The sequence below is a fragment of the Okeania sp. KiyG1 genome (assembly GCF_014132355.1).
Classification (GTDB): domain Bacteria; phylum Cyanobacteriota; class Cyanobacteriia; order Cyanobacteriales; family Microcoleaceae; genus Okeania.
This window is the reverse complement of the sequence record NZ_BLZO01000191.1, coordinates 1-17,677: the sequence shown is the minus strand read 5'-3', so window position 1 is coordinate 17,677 and position 17,677 is coordinate 1. Positions and strand designations below refer to the sequence as shown.

The following is a 17,677-nucleotide window of genomic DNA, read 5'->3' as shown; positions in this document are numbered from 1 at the left end:
TTAAGAGGTTAGTTATTATGTGGAAAAAGATACACAATTGGAAAAGTATTTACAGTTTATTACTGGCTTTGTTGTTAATGTCTGGTTCTTTAGTTGCTTGTGCTCCAACAGAATCAGAACCAGAACCTATTCCCTCGGAAATACCAGCTCCTTCCAATGGAAAAGCAGATTTAGAGAAAAGCTTTTACGATGTTGAAACAATTCACAATGAATTTCAAACGTCATTAGATAATTTTATGAACGATGTCGTTGCAGCAAAAGATGGTTTGAAAGAAAGGGAATTCGTAAATAGTTTTGAAGTTAATCAAAAACTAACAGAACTAGAAACAAAAGTTAGGGAGTATAGAGAGCAAATTTTTCAAACTGGAAATGAAGGAAATTTAGAGCAAATTTTTAATGATATAAATCAAAATATCGAAAACATTAAACCAATAACTGAAAAATTAAAAGATGGATTAGGACAAGAGCCAATTAGTGACTTACAGATAGATTTGAAAATTGTTTCAAATCGGGAAGTGAGTTATATTGGAAACTTAGGCCCAGATACTCAAAAGGCAATAAATGGGTTACTGACACAAAACAGCGAACAGCTAAAAGATAAAATTATCTCTCTTGGTCAAATTGTCTCACCTCCATCTGTCATTCCTGATGAAAATGATAATGAATTGACTAGAAGAATAGTTAATTTGGAAAGAAAAAACGAAGAATTGTTAGCTATAGTTAAAAATCATCAGGCAGAAATCAACAACTTAAAGAACTTAAACAGTAAATTACAATATATTCCTACTGAATTCAATCAGTTGAAAACTTCACTACTAATATTAACGATATTAGTTGTCATAATAGTTCTGGTACTAGCAGGAATAATATTAAAGCCATTGTTTGGGGAATCACAACCTCGAAGGAGGAAAAAGTTAACTCAGGAAGGAAATAATGCTGGTAGCTCCACTGGTAGTTCTGACACTCAAGAACTTATTTTTGAAGTAGACGATAAAGTAGAGGACGTTTATGAGAAATTAGAAAAAATGTCTAAAAGCTGGGACGCTGAAAGGAAAAAATTACAAAATCAAATAATCGATCTCCAACAAAATCAGCAAGTAAAGATTCCAGGTAATAATGCCGATAATAGAAAGTTTATTTTTGAATTAGAAGATAAAGTAAAGGAAATTTCTAGGCAATTACAAGAAATTTCTAGATGGTGGGAGAGTGAACTGAGAAAGCTACAAAGTCAAATAAATCAGAGACAACAAAATCAGCAACTAAGGACTCCAGACAATGTAGCTGGAAGTTACATTGAAACTCCAAGAACAACCAATTATTCGCCTAGTCCAGTAACACAAGAACCTCAAATAAATCCACATTCTGGTTCTTCAGGTCTTCAATTAATATCAACGTATCAGCAAAACCCCCGTTTGTTATCAAGAAATGCTATAGAGGTCTCGGAAACAGACCAAAGCATTGACCAACGTCGTTTGGGTGGCGGTCAAGGAGTAATTCTTCAGAAAAATCGTAAGGGAAACTATTGGATATTAAATGAGGGTGGGATTGATTACATGGTTCCTAAAAATAACATCAAAATTAATGAATATAGCTCGGAGACAGTTGCTAATTTATTTGAATGTCAGGGATATCGACCTGAATATTCTGGGTTTAAACTAATAAAACCAGCGATAGTTTCTTCTGTATCCAGAGGTGAAGTTTGGCAGCTTGAGGAACGTGGTGTACTGGAATTTTATTAATGGGCAATTGAATTTCTTAGGTAAGTCAATTCTAAGTTAGATAATTGTGCAGTGAAAAGGATATGAAAGTTTATCAGTTCATTTATTATACCTTTCCAAAATTAGTATTTTTGGAACAGTGCAATCAGGGTATCATAACTTGTTTTGGGGATGTCTATTGAATGAAAAAGTGAGTTTTTATGTGGAAAAGTAGTGACATAAAATTATTACTATCTTTGCTTTTAATTCCTGGTTTGCTAGTTGGTTGTAGCCTTGAAACAGGGAATTCTCTAGCAATCCAGGAACCAACAGAAAGTTTTTCAAATCTAGATAGTCAAAATTTAGAAGAAAGCTTTGATGATGTTCAAAAAACAAACGATGAATTTAAAAAATTATTAGATGGTTTTATGAAGGAGGTCGTTGCAGCAAAAGATGGTTTGAAAAAAAGGGAATTAGTAAATAGTTTTGAAGTTAATCAAAAACTAACAGAACTAGAAACAAAACTTAGGGAGTATAGAGAGCAAATTTTTAAAACTAGAAATGAAGAAAATTTAGAGCAAATTTTTAATGATATAAATCAAAATATCCAAAACATTAGACAAATAACTGAAAAATTAAAAGATGGATTAGGCAAAGAGGCAATTGGTGAAGTACAGATATATTTGGGAGTTTTTTCCAATTGGGAAGTAAGTTCTTTTGGACTTTTAGGTCCAACGACTGTAGAAAAATAAATAATTTATTAGCAAAAAACAGCGAACAGCTAAAAGCTAATATTATTTCTCTTGGTCAAGTTATAGCTGATTTGGAACTAACAAATAAGGAATTAGTTGCTCTAGCTAAGAAGAATGAGGCAGAAATAAAGAACTTAAACAATGTATTACAAAATGAATTAAATCAGTTTAAAATTTCACTACTAATATTATGGACATTGATTTTCATAATATTCTTGGCACTAGCAGCAATATTAATAACGTTATTGGTTGATAAATCGCAATCTCGAAGGAGGAAGAAGTTAACTCAGGAAAGAAATAATACTGTTAACTCAACTGATAATTTCGACATTCAAGAACCCATTTTTGCAGTAGACGATAAAGTAGAGAATTTTTATGATAAATTAGAACAAATGTCTAATTTGTGGGAAAATAAATGGAAAAAGCTACAAAATCAAATAAACCAGCTCCAACAAAATCAGCAAGTAAAGACTCCAGACAATTTAACTGAAGGTTACATAGAAGCTCCAAAAACAACCAATTATTCGCCTGGTCAAGTAACACCAGAACCTGAAATGGATGAACAAATATCTCCCAATCAACATCCAGGTTTGCCCACTCTTAAATTGATGTCAATATATGAGGAAAACCCCAGTTATTTATTAAAAAATGCTATAGAGGTCTCGGCAGCAGACGGAAGTAGCGGTCAAGCAGTAGTTCTTCAGAAAGTTCGCAGGGGAAACTATTGCATAGTAAATGAGGGTGGGATTGATTACATGCTTCCTAAACATAACATCAAAATTAATGAATATAACTCGGAGACAGTTGCAAATTTATTTGAATGTCAGGGATATCGACCTGAATATTCTGGGTTTAAACTAATAAAACCAGCGATAGTTTCTTCTGTATCCAGAGGTGAAGTTTGGCAGCTTGAGGAACGTGGTGTACTGGAATTTTATTAATAGATAATGGAATCTCTAGAAGATCGGTTCAAGAAACTCGAAAAGATTTTACCAGTAAAATATATATCACCAGAAGAAAACAATGGAACCAAATAATTATTCCTTCAAATCAACTGATTCGGTGCAGATGACAGGAGCGCTGGAAACTCCGCAACGGGGTTGGATAAGTTTGTCTGAAGATGAGTTGATTGAAACTTACAATTATGCACCGAAGGTTCTCTCAAGAAAGGCGATTAAAGTTTCAATAGTTGAGGATGGGGGAGGGAGATATTCTAATTCAGGAGTTTTGCTTGGTGAAGAACGAAATGGTAATTATTGGGTAATGGTTACGGAAAAGGGAGGTTACTGGTTATTACCTAAAGCTAATTTCCGAATTAATTCCTTTAACAAAAATACTGTTAAATCTTTGTTTGAGTTTAATGGTTCTCCGTCAGAGGATGGACGGGAGTTTATGCTGGTTAAACTCGCAAAGGTTTCTCTGACGCCAGGGGGAGACCAGTGGCGTTTGGAGGAACGAGGGGTGTTGCATTTTGGTGATAATTCTCGATTATCTCAGGTACAGTCGGAACTGGAAGAAGTAAAGGAGGAGCGCCAGAAACTGGAATCTGAACTGAGGTTGGCGAGGGGGGAGCGCGATCGCTTGGCTTCTCAAGTGGCAGAATTGGCCTATGAACGCTTGCAGGAAACTTTGGCCAAGTTGGAGGAGGGCGATCGCTGGCGGGGTGATTTGACGGCGCGTTTGGAGTGGTTGGAACAAGGAGGGGCGGTCCAGGAGGGACGATCTTCTAATTTGGAGACCAAGTTGGGTCAGAAGTTTGCCCAGTTGGAGTCTCAATTATTAAAACTAGAAAAAGTGAAATTAATAACATCAAAAACTGGTTGACAAAGTTAGATGGTGAAATTAATAACATGAGAAAGAAAATATCTCAATTTGAACAAATTGAACAAAATCAGCAAGTAAAGACTCCAGACAACAATGCCAATACTAAAAAGTTTATTTTTATAAGTGAAGAAGAACAGTTGTTGAAAGACTATAAAGACCCAGGAAAACGTGCTATTTTTTCAAAAAATACGATAACAGTTTCAGCAACAGAAGAGAGTATTGATAACAGTCGTTGGGGTGTTGGTCAACCAGTTTTCAAACCAAAGCGCAGGGGTAACTATTGGATATTAAAACAAGGAAATTCACAGTATTTAGTTCCTAGTGATACGATGAAAATTAATGAATATAGCATCGAGGTGATGGAAAAATTGTTTGAGTGTAAAGGTATCAATAGTGAAGAATATAATGATAAATTTGAATTATTAAAACCTGCCAAAGTTTCTTCTGTTGGAGAAGAAAAATGGCAACTATCCGAGCCAGGAAAGTTGATATTTACTGTTCAATATTCAGGTCTTCAATTAATATCAACGTATCAGCAAAACCCCCGTTTGTTATCAAGAAATGCTATAGAGGTCTCTGAAACAGAGCAAAGCATTAACCAACGTCGTTTGGGTGGCGGTCAAGGAGCAATTCTTCAGAAAAATCGCAGGGGAAGCTATTGGATATTAAATGAGGGTGGGATTGATTACATGGTTCCTAAAAATTACTTTAAGGTTAACGAATATACGTCGGAGACAGTTGCTAATTTATTTGAATGTCAGGGATATCAACCTGAATATTCTGGGTTTAAACTGATAAAACCAGCGAGAGTATCTGCTATTTCAATAGGTGAAACCTGGCAGCTTGTAGAACGTGGTGTACTGCAATTTTATGAATAGGTAGTAAACTTAAAGTAAATTTTATAAATGGAAGGATAACTAATGCCAAATTGTCCGATTTGCAATACAGAATATCAACAGCAACAGGTGAATTTTTGTCTCACCTGCGGCTGGTATTTAAAGCTTTATTCCAGCAGTGCTGATGGAGTCCTTGAAGGTTCAGGGTTGAGTTCGTCGGATGCCCTTAAACAAGTAGAAAATTGGGCGAGACGAATGTGGCAAGCGTCATCGAAAACACCACTGTTACCAAAGGAACAGGAATCTCAATTACAACAATTGAGGGCAGAATACGAAGAGTTACAAGCAGAATTCCAGCAATCTCAACAAGAGCGATCGCTAGAAATAGTAGAAAAGTTAAATGATTTGGCCGAGCAAGTGGTAGCGGGAAATAAAGAACAGGTGGTTCAGAAATCTCAGTTATCAATGATAGAAACAAATTTGCAGAATGTTTTGGCAAAATTCTCCCAACAAATCGATCCTGCGGAAAAACCAGAGTTTGAGTTGCCAGAAATAGTGGCAAATTTGAACGAGCAATTAGAGTTGGGGAATCAAGAGCAGGCGCGTCTTCAATCTCAGTTATCAACGATAGAAACAAAATTGCAGGAGCTTTCGGAAAAATTGTCTCAACAGAGTAGTCAAGACGAACTCTTGGAGAGAATTTCTCAACAGATTAGTCCGTTGATAGAAAGGTTAGAGAAAATTGAACAATCTTCCTCCCAAAATGAGATATCAACACCCCCATCGTTAACAGATATCAATCTAAGTTGGCAAGAAACTGAGTTAGCAGCAATTGATAATGCAAGCCCAGATTCCTTATTAGAAACAGCGATCGAAGAGATACCTCCAGAGACTCCAACCCTAACACCAGAACCAAAACAGAAGTTGACGCCAGAACCAAAACAGAAGTTGACGCCAGAACCAAAACCAGAACCACCAGTGATTCTGCCACCACTACCACCTGAAGAAGCTATTTTGGTAGAACTTTACAATAGCAGTCGTAGTTGGCGATCGAAGAGACCTACGACAGTTTCAAAAGTCAATGAGAGCAGTGATGCAGTTGTTTTGAAAAAAGAAGCTAGATGGGGACGTTATTGGATCTTATCTGAGGAAAGCGGTGACTATTTAGCACCTCAAGCGAATACTAATATTAACCCAGATAAGAATGAAGATGTGCAAGGTTTGTTTAAATGTGATGGAGATTGGTCGGGAGAGTCGAAGCAGTTTCAATTGCTGAAACCAGCGAAAGTTGAACCTACAGGAGATGGAGGTAAGTGGAAGGTTGTAGCATTGGGCGTATTGAATTTTGAATCTAGGAAGTTAGAGGATGACAACAACTCTGAAAATGAAAATCAGACAAAAGAAAGTTAAAAGTCAAAAGTCAAAACTAAATCAGATAACATCTGTAGGGGTGAACGGCCGCTCACCCTAATAGATACGGTAAATTATTTACAACATATTTCGGGCAAATAATGTACAAGGTAAATAGTGAAAATATTGTAGTGCGGGCATCTTGCCCGCGGTCGGTGTACCCATAACAGTGGAAACTGCTGTAACTTTTAACTTTTAACTTTTAACTTTTGACTTTTAACTTTTAACTTTTAACTTTTGACTTTTGACTTCCATAAAACGGTATTATGTTCTTTGAAAATTAATAAAATCAATAGAGCAAATTATTATGAATTCAACAAAAACAATAGTATGGAAAATTCCCGTTCTCCTATTTATGCTAATAGGTGTCACAACAGCTTGTATACCAAAAACTTACAACGATCTATCTTGTGATGTACCTTCGGCGGCAGGTCAGTCTCCCTCATTAGATACACCACCAGAACAAATTAATATTAGCCTTAATATAGATGGTTCGGAATCTATGCCAGGATATTTAGCTAACGGTGGGAGTCGTTATGTAAAAACAATAGAATTGCTAGAGCGCACGTTTTTCATATCTAACTCACCTGACTTAGTTAAATACTATCGTGTGGGAGGACCTGAGAAACAAAATATTGATCGTTCAAAATTCCTAGAAGCAAAAACAGAGATATTTTACCGCGAAGATCGAGTAACAAGTAATCTAGCAGGGACTATTATACCACAAAGGGAAGGAAAAGAACTTTTGGTTCTGATCTCTGATTTATATCAAAATCAAGGTGATGTTACTGCGCTGAACCAAAAAATTAGAGAGCATTATCTTAATAAAGAAGGATACGCAGCAGCTATTTTAGCAATTAGAAGTGAATTTAATGGAACAGTTTATGTTGTTGGTAGCAATAGAGAAGACTTTAACTTTCTTTATAATACTGAAGGGAAAGCAATAGAGGAGTTTCGGCCTTTTTATGTAGTATTTTTAGGACCATACGAACACATTCTCTACTACTTTAACAAACTGAAGCGAGATGGAGGAGAATTGATGAAAAACAGTGAATTTACGATATTTTCACCCAGTAATATAGTAAATGATTTATCAGTTATTGGTGAATTGACAAACCCAGACAAAGCAATACCAGGTCTGAGGCGACCGTTCTCTCTTAATAATGGAAAAGTAGCGATCGAACTCCCGACAAGTCAACCAATTGAGTTGTTAGAAATAAATAGAAATTTCCAAGAAGAAATAGCAATTAACTACAAGGTTAGTTTGCCGATTTTGAATCAGTATACATTGCCACCATCAGCTAATTCTATACAAGCTAAAATTAGTGAGAGCAAATTTTTTGATGAGTCAACAAAAGAATTAATTTCCCCATCAAAAGAGTCTACAATTTCAACAAAACTATCCAAATCAATGCAATTTAGTGATTGGAAACCAGATGAAAAAAATCGTGAGTTAAGTTTTAAAACTACAATTAAACCTAGTGAATTACCACAACCAAATATTTACTTTTTCCAAGTTGATCTAATAGCTAATGGTTTGGGAGAACAAGATTGGTGGCAAAACTGGAACTGTGAGGATCGTGCTTGCGAAAATGATGGTTCTAAAACTCATAATTTGGAACACTTTTTACTTGGTTTAAAAAGTATTACAACTGATTTGATGGAAAATAATCCAATAAAATTCGCTCGCCTTTGTTATGCTATTCAGAAAAATTAGAGGTGCAAAAATCGGGGAAAAAGAACCAGATTTCTACTTTCAATCCCGATCTATCTTGACTGATTACAGCGTATTTTATATTAGTCAGGACTTATATCAAATCCGGTTAAACAGTTATAGAATGGTTAAGTCAGGAGGAGTCAACCCACCCCTCGCCCCTCCCCTCCCAACCCACCCTAACCCCTCCCAGGAGGGGAGGGGAACTCAGGAGGACTGAGTCAGGAGGAGAGAGAATTACAAAGATGAGCGTAGTTATGACGATAGGAGAATTTTTTTATGTCCAATAAAGCGGATTTGATATTACGCACGGACACTAAATTCAGTGAGGGCGCAATTCGGAGCTTTGCGGAACGCAAAGCTCCGAATTGCGCCCCTAAATATGGCATTTTCAAGGTGAATTTGCGTAAGTCCTGATATTTGAGAAATAGTATAACTGTATGGTAATTTTTTGGTATAAACACTTGAAAAAATCAAATTACTACAAAAAAATGGGTACAAAAAAAAAAGAAAATTACTAATAGAAAATGCCCAAATTGCAAGAAGAAATTTAAACTGCCATCCCTATCTTTTTCTTTTATACTGCCACCCACTGATAATGATTATGAGTGGGTAGAAAGTCTCCAAACACTAACTTGTCCTAATTGTAAAGCTCATTTAATGGTATCAGTACGCCAATCTCTTTCTGGAGAAGTACAAGATATAGGAAAATTAGAATTGCATTAAAATTATCCTCACTCAAAAGTTTCTAGCAGGTATATGAGGTACAAATATTAATGATAAAGTCTTTGTAGTGCGAGGATTTTCCCCGCAACAGATGTACCTCACCGATCTGAAATATGCTGTATAGGTGCATCTACATAATACTTCGCGATCGCCAGTTAGAAATTTAAACAATTTATTCAGAAAATTTGTAAAATATATCACAGTAAAATATAAATTTTTCTTCTAAAAACCTACAATTAAACTCATTAGAGAAAACTTCATGTTTTTCTTATAATTATAGTAGTAATTGTAGCTATATAATATATAAGTATTTTTAGTAAATTATCGCAACTTATAGTTAACTAAAGCATCAGCAATACCAGAGGAGAAACAAGATGAAAAATCGAGATTGGTTTTTGACTGAAGACGGTCAATGTCAACCTTGTGAAACGGTGAATGAATGGAAATTATTAAGAGAAAATTATCGGTTGTATAGATTCTTAACAGAACTAGAAGATACCCTAAAAGATGCCACAGATGAAGCGAGTTCTCTACAGAAAATTCGACTTTTAGTTCGACAATTTATTACTAATTCATATTGGCTGCAAAGTCAGGAGCCAGAACCTTGCGAAAAAACAGGAACTTCGGTTATTTTATTATACGATGAGTTAGGATTTCCCTTAACAGTACAAACAGTAAAATTCATGCCAGGCACAATTTCAACAATTCATAATCATGGTACCTGGGGAATAGTAGCAGTATTAAAAGGCCAGGAAAAAAATACATTTTGGAAACGTAGTCCTGACCCAGAAAATAAATATAAAATTGAAAGAGTCGGAGAAAAAATATTACAACCAGGAGACTTAATTAGTTTCACTTCTAATGCTATTCATAATATAGAAGTAATGGGAGATGAACCTACATTTACTTTTAATATTTATGGTGAAACAAAATCTTCTGAAAGGTTTGAATTTGACCCAGTTGCACAAACAGCTAAAAAATTCTGAACAGGGAATTAGGAAGAAGGGAGATGGGGAGATGGGGAGATGGGGAGATGGGGAGATGGGGAGATGGGGAGATGGGTAGATGGGTAGAGCTGGAGTGGAAAAAACTGTGAATAGGAAAGAAAACGAAATACATCCTCTTTCTTTTAATTGGAGCTGAGTTCATTAATTGATAATGGATAATTGATAATGGATAATTGATAATTACCTCTGGTTAAAACCGAGAGGATTGAAAATAAGGAAATATTATTTCTTCTCTTGGTTGATTGGATATGGCGAGGGGACCGCTCTTATCAGAGCCGCTCCGCTAACGCCATCCCTCAACCGCTTTTTTCCCCTTAAAAGGGTCGGCTTGAAACCATAATTATTTAATTATTAATTATTAATTATTAATTATTCGGTAATAACAGCTAACATAATTAGGTAATTTATCCATGTTTCAATCAATAATATTAAGGTTGCAGGACTACCGGAAAATATATTTTGGTAATAATTTCTAGCAAATTATCAACTATTGCAGTATCTTCAACAATATAGAGATTAAAATTCCTGAGAAGATAGCCTTCTTCCAATTTTGTCATTTCTTTCATAATAATATAATCATAATTTATAAAAATTTAACTATAAGAAGTAGATTATAAATTTGAGCATAAATTAATGTATTGAAAAGCAATAAACAAAATACAGGACTTACGAATGAGGTACGAAAAACTAGAATTTGAGATTGCTTTCCGTTCCGGAATGCTGTGCAAACCATGTCGGTTGCTTCGGACGAAAAAAAGAGGGCGAATGCCATTCGCCCCTACGACTCGAAAAAAAGAGGGCGAATGCCATTCGCCCCTACGACTTTTGATTTATAACTTAGAAAATAATGTCTAATCCTCTCCTTTCGCTCAACTATGAACCTGCCATCCAAACTTTAGGTGGTGACTATTATGATGAAGTATTTGCTGCTGAATTTCCACAACATATTTTGCGGTTTCGTAATGATAAATTGCTGCCTAAAATAGGGTTAAGTCCTGAAGATGTTAAGGATGAGCATTTTATTGAAGCTTTTGGTAAATTTCATTGCGTCGGACCTTTTTTAGCTCTACGTTATCACGGTTATCAATTTGGTCAATATAATCCTTATTTAGGAGATGGTAGAGGTTTTCTTTATGGTCAAGTCCGTGGGGTAAATGGTGAATTATATGATTTTGGCACAAAGGGTTCCGGTAGAACACCTTATTCTCGCAGTGCTGATGGCAGACTGACTCTAAAAGGCGGGGTCAGAGAGGTATTAGCCGCCGAAATGTTACATCGTCATGGGGTTCGTACTTCTCGATGTTTTAGTTTGATTGAAACTGGGGAGGGGTTATGGCGTGGAGATGAACCTTCTCCTACTCGTTCGTCGGTGATGGTGCGTTTTAGTAGTTCTCATATCCGGTTTGGTACTTTTGAAAGGTTGTATTATTTCAAGCGTCCAGACCTAACTAAAAACTGTTAGATCATGTAATTGATTATTATTATTCTGAATTAAAAGAACAAAGCGATAGCTATTTTTTATTCTACTCAGAATTAGTAAAAAGAGTTGCGAAATTAGTAGCTCAATGGATGGCTGCGGGATTTTGTCATGCTGTATTAAATACTGATAATATGTCAATTACTGGGGAAAGTTTTGATTATGGTCCTTATGCTTTTATTCCGACTTATGACCCTAAGTTTACAGCAGCTTATTTTGATTATTCTGGTCTTTATCGCTACAGTCATCAACCATTAGTTTGTAAGTCAAATTTACACTTACTTCAAGATGCATTGGCTTCAGTTATTGACCGAGGAAATATGAGGGCAAGTTTAGATGAATTTGATGATGTTTATCTGCTTGAATATAGGCGATTAATGATTAATAGGTTAGGGTTTGAGGAGTTGCCTGAAACAGATGCAGAAAAGTTACTTCAGCTAACTATTAAACTGCTGGAATATTCTCAGGTTGGCTATCACGATTTCTTTTTAGGATTGAGAAAAGAATTTTCTCTACATTGGCGTGATGATATTAATCAAATTTTTGCTGATTTTGAACAATCAGAATTAATGGAGTCGTGGCGACAACATTATTATCATTTATTACAGACTTATTCTAATGATGAGTTAAAAGAAATGGCGGAAAGGTTGAAACAATATAATCCTCAACAAAGTTTAATTCGACCTATTATTGAATCAGTATGGGAACCCATTACAGTAGAGGATAATTGGCAGCCATTTTATGATTTACTGAAGCAAATATCTGAATAAAATTTATTAATATACCTGTATTGGCGTTGCTGATTCTGGGTATGATGCAAGCCCCCCTAGCCCCCCAAAATTGGGGGGAATAAAACTCTAAAAGTCCCCCAAAATTGGGGGATTTAGGGGGCTTTACCAGAACCAAACAATCGCACATTCATACTTCAATTCAGCAACGCCCCTTTATTAATAATTAGGGTCAAATATAGCGAAGCTGTCATGAAGGGAAATCTAGAAATGAAAGCCTTACTATGTAAGCATCTCAGCAACTGCTCTTTTCATGAGCACATTCAGTGAAATATTGTACAATATTAGACATTTAAGTGAATTCCTGAGAATGACTCAAAAGCATATATAGTGGTTGTTTTACTAGCTTTTGTGTGTCAAGTGTTTGGAACTCTCCCAACCACTGAAAGCTGCAATAATATCTAAATTGCCCCCTATGACAACTTCGCTATATCTGACCCAGAAAGCTACAAAGTAGAATTCTAGTTAACCTTCCAGCCACTCCTTGGCTGCGTTGGCGGAGCCTAGCGGCAGCTATATCGCTACTTTCATACAACAAAGCCTTTCTAAAGTCCTATTTTTGTTTCTTTCAGCAATGACAGAAAAAGGTAAAAAAACGTTTCTTTTTTTTACAATGACTACCGACTACCAGCTCTGCAAAAAAAAATCGTGTTACAGTGCTAATATCAACCAGTGTTTCTATCTTGCAGTAACTCAAGGAGAATTCTATGGATCTTAAAGAACAGGTCTTAAACACCCTCTCAAGTGCTCCCTATATTGGCGCGCGAGAAATTGCAGAACGACACTCTCTGACGGTAGAGGAACTAAACCATGCATACAAGGCAATTCAGACTTCAGAAGAGTGCCAAAAGAGGTTGCTGACATCGATAAATCGCGATTATTTCGAGACTGTAAGAGAATACTTCGGCAAAGAGCTATACACGGTAATCTTTTTCGTTGGGCTGGGATGTCCTTATCGCTGCCCCTTTTGTCCCTCGGTAACAATTGAAAAAGACGGCTATCGCAAACTGGCGAAGTTCCGGAAAGGCCCAGGCGATCGAAAGCTAGAGTACAGGGATTTTGAAAAGATATTTGCAGATATAGAGCAAATGCAGAAAAAGGGAATTATTGTTGAGGTCAAAATTTCCGGTGGACTAGAGCCGTATACAGATCCAGAGACTGTAAATTGGATACTGGAATTGGCAAGCTGCCAAAATGTAGATTCGACTATATTTACTAACGGCGTTTTGTTACGCGACCCAAAAAACCGCGAGATTGCTTTGAAAAGCGATAAGCTTCGTATCAGTCTAGGGACGGTAAGCGAAGAAGCTTATGCTGATGAATACTTTGGCGAACACCCCAGAAACAAAAGATCGAACAGTCTGGGAGATCTACAGAAAACAATCCGCCAACTCGTCCAAGATCGCAATGATTCGGGTGCCGCCACAGCCATCGGAATGAATACTGTAGTGGGCGAGTTTAATTTCCACGAATTAGAACAAGTGGTGCTCGACGCACATGATTTTGGTGTAGATTATATTGCTATCAAGAGCGACTATTTCAAGCAAAAAGACGACGAGTGGTTTGACAAAGTAGAGACGGCGACAGCGGCAATTTCAGGGCACACGCGCGACGGAAAAATCGGCGACATGCGCGTAATCCTGACGGGGTCCCAAGAGCGAAGCAGCTTCTTAAATAGCTCATTGCAGGGAAAATGCCTACCGATCGACCAGGCAATGCGCCAAATGTTCATTGATCCTTTTGGCCAGTGTACCCCGGTCCACTGCTGGGCATTTCCCGTACAAGAAAAAGAGCAGGAGCGGCATACCACCTCTCTAAACGAGCATACAGGTCTGCAAAAGATCATCGAAAAAACAAACGACTTTCCTTTGATCGACTACTCTAAACTTAACCCTTTTGAATTAATAATTTCGCTAGAGTCAGAACGCCAAAGGCAGGATCTGGCATTTGGAGTCGAACGGGACTGCAATCCTTATATTTCACCTCATAATGTTAGCAATCCGGACTCATTGAATTTCCGATCTTTCTGCAATTGTTGAGATACCCCAATCGCTCACTATGGACATCGGTTTAAAAAACCTGTGTCCGACGGGTATTTGAACGATACCCAGATGTGCGCGATCGCAAACAAATTGGAGAGTGAAAAAAATCGGGTATTAAGCCAATAATTTCTTGTGATTGTGCAACAAAAATAACTGTTTTTCCCTGTTTTTGTAGGCGATTACTTTCATCTAAAAAGTAGGAACTAAAATTATTTACTTCTGACTTAATTAAATTTTCTTTGCCCACTGTAATAATTTGACTATCAACAATACCAGTAATTCCTTCCCCAGTTTTTGCTATGACATTAGTTGCTACTTGCCACTGAATATTTTTTGTAATTGCTGTTTGAGTAATAGCTTTTCCAATAGGATGTTCAGAACAAGATTCTAGAGCAGCAGCTAACTGTAAAACTTCATTTTCTGACTTACCTTTTCTAGGGATAATATCAACAACTTGTAGTTTTCCAGTAGTCAGAGTTCCTGTTTTGTCAAAGGCGATCGCTTTGATTTCTCCCATCATTTCTAATTGAGCACCATTTTTAAATAAAATTCCCTTATTAAGTGATATTCTTGTTGCCATAAACCTAAAGTAGCAGCTCCCAAAGCAGCAACAATCATCAATAAATCAACATCAACAAAGTTTAATTCGACCTATTATTGAATCAGTATGGGAACCCATTACAGTAGAAGATAATTGGCAGCCATTTTATGATTTACTGAAGCAAATATCTGAATAAAATTTATTAATATAGCTGTATTAATAATTAGGATTTACGCATAACTACTACATATAGGGTTAACGGCCGTTAACCCCTACAATTGGTGTATTATTTCACCTTTTACATAAGTCCTGATAGTTAAGTTTTATAGTCATTATGATTATTATTTAAGTAGACGTAAACCACTTAATGTTACTAAAACTGTAGACCCTTCATGACCAAGTACTCCAAAAGGCATATTGATATTTCCAGTAAAGTTAGCGACTAATAATAGGAAAATAAACCCAATAGCAAAAGTAATATTTTGTTTAATAATACGATTAGCACGACGACCTAAATTTATAGCTTCTACTAATTTTTCTAAGCGGTCTGTCATTAACACAATATCTGCTGATTCTAAAGCAACATCACTACCTGCATTACCCATAGCAATACCAACTGTAGCTAGGGATAAAGCGGGAGCATCATTAATACCATCTCCTACCATTGCTACATTTCTATTTTGTTGTTGCAAGCGCTTAATTACTGTTAATTTATCTTCTGGTAATAATTCATAATAGACTTGATTTATACCAAGATTTTGAGCAACACTATGAGCAGTTTGTTGATTATCTCCTGTCAGCATAGCTATAGATTTTATCTTCATATGCTTGAGTTGATTTATCATTTTACTAGCTTCTAAACGGACAGTATCAGCAACAGATATTAAGCCAATAATTTCTTGCGATTGTGCAACAAAAATAACTGTTTTTCCCTGTTTTTGGAGGCGATTACTTTCTTCTAAAAAGTCGGAATTAAAGTTATTTACTTCTGACTTTATTAAATTTTCTTTGCCCACTGTAATAATTTGACTATCAACAATACCAGTAATTCCTTCCCCAGTTTTTGCTATGACATTAGTTGCTACTTGCCACTGAATATTTTTTGTAATTGCTGTTTGAGTAATAGCTTTTCCAATAGGATGTTCAGAACAAGATTCTAGAGCAGCAGCTAACTGTAAAACTTCATTTTCTGACTTACCTTTTCTAGGGATAATATCAACAACTTGTAGTTTTCCAGTAGTCAGAGTTCCTGTTTTGTCAAAGGCGATCGCTTTGACTTCTCCCATCATTTCTAATTGAGCACCATTTTTAAATAAAATTCCTGTCTAGCTCCATTCGCAATGCCAGATAATAAAGTGGGCATAATTGCTGCCATTAAAGCACAAGGAGAAGCAACTACTAAAAAGATTAAAGCTCGATAAATTGTAGTTTCCCAACTCCAATTTAATAAAAATGGCGGTAAAATTGCGAGTAATATACCTGAAATAACTATAACTTTGGCGTAAATTTTCTCAAACTTTTCCACAAATCTCTGAGAGGGTGGAGTTTCAGTTTTTGCTTGTTCAACTAAACGAATTACACGCTGAATTAAACTACTTTCTGGAGATTTATTTACTTGTAGTCTTAAAACACCATTACCATTTAATGTACCTGCAAAAACTTCATCTCCTACAGTCTTATCAACGGGTATAGATTCTCCTGTAATTGGAGCTTGATTAATGGTACTAATGCCTTCAATAATAATACTATCAGTCGGGATAAGTTCTCCAGGTTTAACTAAGATAAAATCTCCCATTTTTAATTGATTAACCGGAATTTCTGTTTCTTGATTATCGACTATTAATCTGGCAGTATCAGGAGTAATAGCCATTAATTTTTGAATATTACGTTCAGTTCGCTCCATAGCAAAAGTTTCCAGAGCGCCACTAATAGCAAAAATTAAAATTAGCACTGCTCCATCAATTATTAAGTGATATTCTTGTTGCCATAAACCTAAAGCAGCAGCTCCCAAAGCAGCAACAATCATCAATAAATCAACATCTAATTCTTTTTCTGACCAGAGAGTTGTTATACCTTCTTTAGCACTTTCATAACCACCAATTACATAAGCTGTTGCTAAAATTAATAGTGCTAAACCAACCCATTAATTTCTAAACAAAACCAACTCAAAAAATCAGTACAGCACAGGTTCCTGCAGCAAATGCTTCTGGATAATATTGAGCAATTTGGAGATATTGAGATAGAGAAAATTTTTTTGATTCATAGGAGTTTATTTAACAATTAATAATGAATAATTAATAATTAATAATTACCGAAAAATTAAGGTATAAAGCCTCTCCATTCATGGAGAAAACAGCGGTCGATCTTCGCCGTTTCCCGAAGGGTGAGATGGATGAGTTTCCTAACCATATCCAATCGACCAAGAGAAGAAAAATTCCTTTTAACACAATTATCTTCTTTTCAAGGAGAGGTAATTCTAAATTCTAAATTCTAAATTCTTGAACTCTCCTTGAAAGCGGATAGGATTGACTAATCATAAAAATTTTTATTTATTATCCCCCTATGCTTTATAAACATCTTTCTTAACATGAAACGTAGACATTATATATAAGTTATGTTGAAGTCTTGGAGTGACTTTTTTAGGAGAAAAGTGTATTGAAAAGTACATTTTTTTGAGAACTGTAGACAAAATTTTTGCCCCCACACTCCCACACTCCCCACACACACTCTCTACCGTTACTATGCACCACTACCACTTATGTTTTGTATAACTCCTATTAGTAGGATGGGTTCATATTCTCAGACCCATTTCTTAATCATTTTTAATTTAATCAGGGAAATTTTCAATTAATTTTGATAGTAT

General features: G+C 35.9%; 15 protein-coding genes and 1 pseudogene. 12 read left to right on the top strand and 4 right to left on the bottom strand.

Annotation, left to right across the window (positions count from 1 at the left end; genetic code table 11):
* Positions 1-17 precede the first annotated feature (17 nt).
* The 8 genes from SAGCYANO_RS42710 to SAGCYANO_RS42675 all read left to right on the top strand — a co-directional run bounded on the left by SAGCYANO_RS42710 (position 18) and on the right by SAGCYANO_RS42675 (position 9,945).
* Positions 18-1,739 (top strand): hypothetical protein, encoded by a 1,722-nt coding sequence (locus SAGCYANO_RS42710; RefSeq protein WP_202225550.1) that lies wholly within the window; start codon positions 18-20, stop codon positions 1,737-1,739.
* Between the two features lie 179 nt (positions 1,740-1,918).
* Positions 1,919-2,449: a hypothetical protein gene (locus tag SAGCYANO_RS42705; RefSeq protein WP_202225549.1), complete on the top strand. Its 531-nt coding sequence runs from the start codon at positions 1,919-1,921 to the stop codon at positions 2,447-2,449.
* The gene (locus SAGCYANO_RS42700; RefSeq protein ID WP_237397249.1) at positions 2,398-3,390 is read left to right on the top strand and encodes a hypothetical protein; all 993 of its coding nucleotides are present in this window, start codon (positions 2,398-2,400) and stop codon (positions 3,388-3,390) included. Before SAGCYANO_RS42705 ends, SAGCYANO_RS42700 begins: the two co-directional genes overlap by 52 nt.
* An 82-nt stretch (positions 3,391-3,472) precedes the next feature.
* The gene (locus SAGCYANO_RS42695) at positions 3,473-4,273 is read left to right on the top strand and encodes a hypothetical protein (protein WP_202225547.1); all 801 of its coding nucleotides are present in this window, start codon (positions 3,473-3,475) and stop codon (positions 4,271-4,273) included.
* Positions 4,270-5,151, top strand: coding sequence for a hypothetical protein (locus tag SAGCYANO_RS42690; protein WP_202225546.1), 882 nt, complete (start codon positions 4,270-4,272; stop codon positions 5,149-5,151). Before SAGCYANO_RS42695 ends, SAGCYANO_RS42690 begins: the two co-directional genes overlap by 4 nt.
* Positions 5,152-5,193: 42 nt before the next feature.
* A complete protein-coding gene (locus SAGCYANO_RS42685) occupies positions 5,194-6,519 on the top strand; it encodes a hypothetical protein (RefSeq protein ID WP_202225545.1) in 1,326 nt (441 codons plus the stop codon).
* Between the two features lie 307 nt (positions 6,520-6,826).
* Positions 6,827-8,236 carry a hypothetical protein gene (locus SAGCYANO_RS42680; protein WP_202225544.1) on the top strand — a complete coding sequence of 470 codons (1,410 nt, stop codon included), beginning with the start codon at positions 6,827-6,829 and terminating at the stop codon, positions 8,234-8,236.
* A 1,097-nt stretch (positions 8,237-9,333) separates the two neighbouring features.
* Complete coding sequence (locus SAGCYANO_RS42675; protein ID WP_202225543.1) at positions 9,334-9,945, top strand: cupin; 612 nt, start codon at positions 9,334-9,336, stop codon at positions 9,943-9,945.
* A 449-nt stretch (positions 9,946-10,394) separates the two neighbouring features.
* Here SAGCYANO_RS42675 and SAGCYANO_RS48735 read toward each other — a convergent pair whose 3' ends face one another.
* The gene (locus tag SAGCYANO_RS48735; protein ID WP_255502906.1) at positions 10,395-10,523 is read right to left on the bottom strand and encodes a hypothetical protein; all 129 of its coding nucleotides are present in this window, start codon (positions 10,521-10,523) and stop codon (positions 10,395-10,397) included.
* A 115-nt stretch (positions 10,524-10,638) separates the two neighbouring features.
* Here SAGCYANO_RS48735 and SAGCYANO_RS47040 point away from each other — a divergent pair, with 115 nt between their 5' ends.
* The 3 genes and pseudogenes from SAGCYANO_RS47040 (at position 10,639) to SAGCYANO_RS42660 (ending at position 14,270) form a co-directional block, all read left to right on the top strand.
* Positions 10,639-10,821, top strand: coding sequence for a hypothetical protein (locus SAGCYANO_RS47040; protein ID WP_237397248.1), 183 nt, complete (start codon positions 10,639-10,641; stop codon positions 10,819-10,821).
* Positions 10,814-12,213, top strand: a pseudogene (locus SAGCYANO_RS42665) (YdiU family protein). Before SAGCYANO_RS47040 ends, SAGCYANO_RS42665 begins: the two are co-directional and overlap by 8 nt.
* A gap of 725 nt (positions 12,214-12,938) precedes the next feature.
* The gene (locus tag SAGCYANO_RS42660) at positions 12,939-14,270 is read left to right on the top strand and encodes a radical SAM protein (protein ID WP_202225541.1); all 1,332 of its coding nucleotides are present in this window, start codon (positions 12,939-12,941) and stop codon (positions 14,268-14,270) included.
* Positions 14,271-14,301: 31 nt separating this feature from the next.
* Here the strand turns inward: SAGCYANO_RS42660 and SAGCYANO_RS42655 are convergent, their stop codons facing one another.
* Positions 14,302-14,853, bottom strand: coding sequence for an HAD family hydrolase (locus SAGCYANO_RS42655; protein WP_202225540.1), 552 nt, complete (start codon positions 14,851-14,853; stop codon positions 14,302-14,304).
* Between the two features lie 40 nt (positions 14,854-14,893).
* Between SAGCYANO_RS42655 and SAGCYANO_RS42650 the strand changes: the two genes are divergently transcribed.
* Positions 14,894-15,010 carry a protein adenylyltransferase SelO family protein gene (locus SAGCYANO_RS42650; RefSeq protein WP_202225566.1) on the top strand — a complete coding sequence of 39 codons (117 nt, stop codon included), beginning with the start codon at positions 14,894-14,896 and terminating at the stop codon, positions 15,008-15,010.
* A 145-nt stretch (positions 15,011-15,155) separates the two neighbouring features.
* Here the strand turns inward: SAGCYANO_RS42650 and SAGCYANO_RS48730 are convergent, their stop codons facing one another.
* Positions 15,156-16,103: a cation-translocating P-type ATPase gene (locus SAGCYANO_RS48730; RefSeq protein ID WP_255502905.1), complete on the bottom strand. Its 948-nt coding sequence runs from the start codon at positions 16,101-16,103 to the stop codon at positions 15,156-15,158.
* 2 nt (positions 16,104-16,105) lie between these two features.
* The gene (locus SAGCYANO_RS48725) at positions 16,106-16,840 is read right to left on the bottom strand and encodes an HAD-IC family P-type ATPase (protein WP_255502904.1); all 735 of its coding nucleotides are present in this window, start codon (positions 16,838-16,840) and stop codon (positions 16,106-16,108) included.
* Positions 16,841-17,677: the final 837 nt, after the last annotated feature.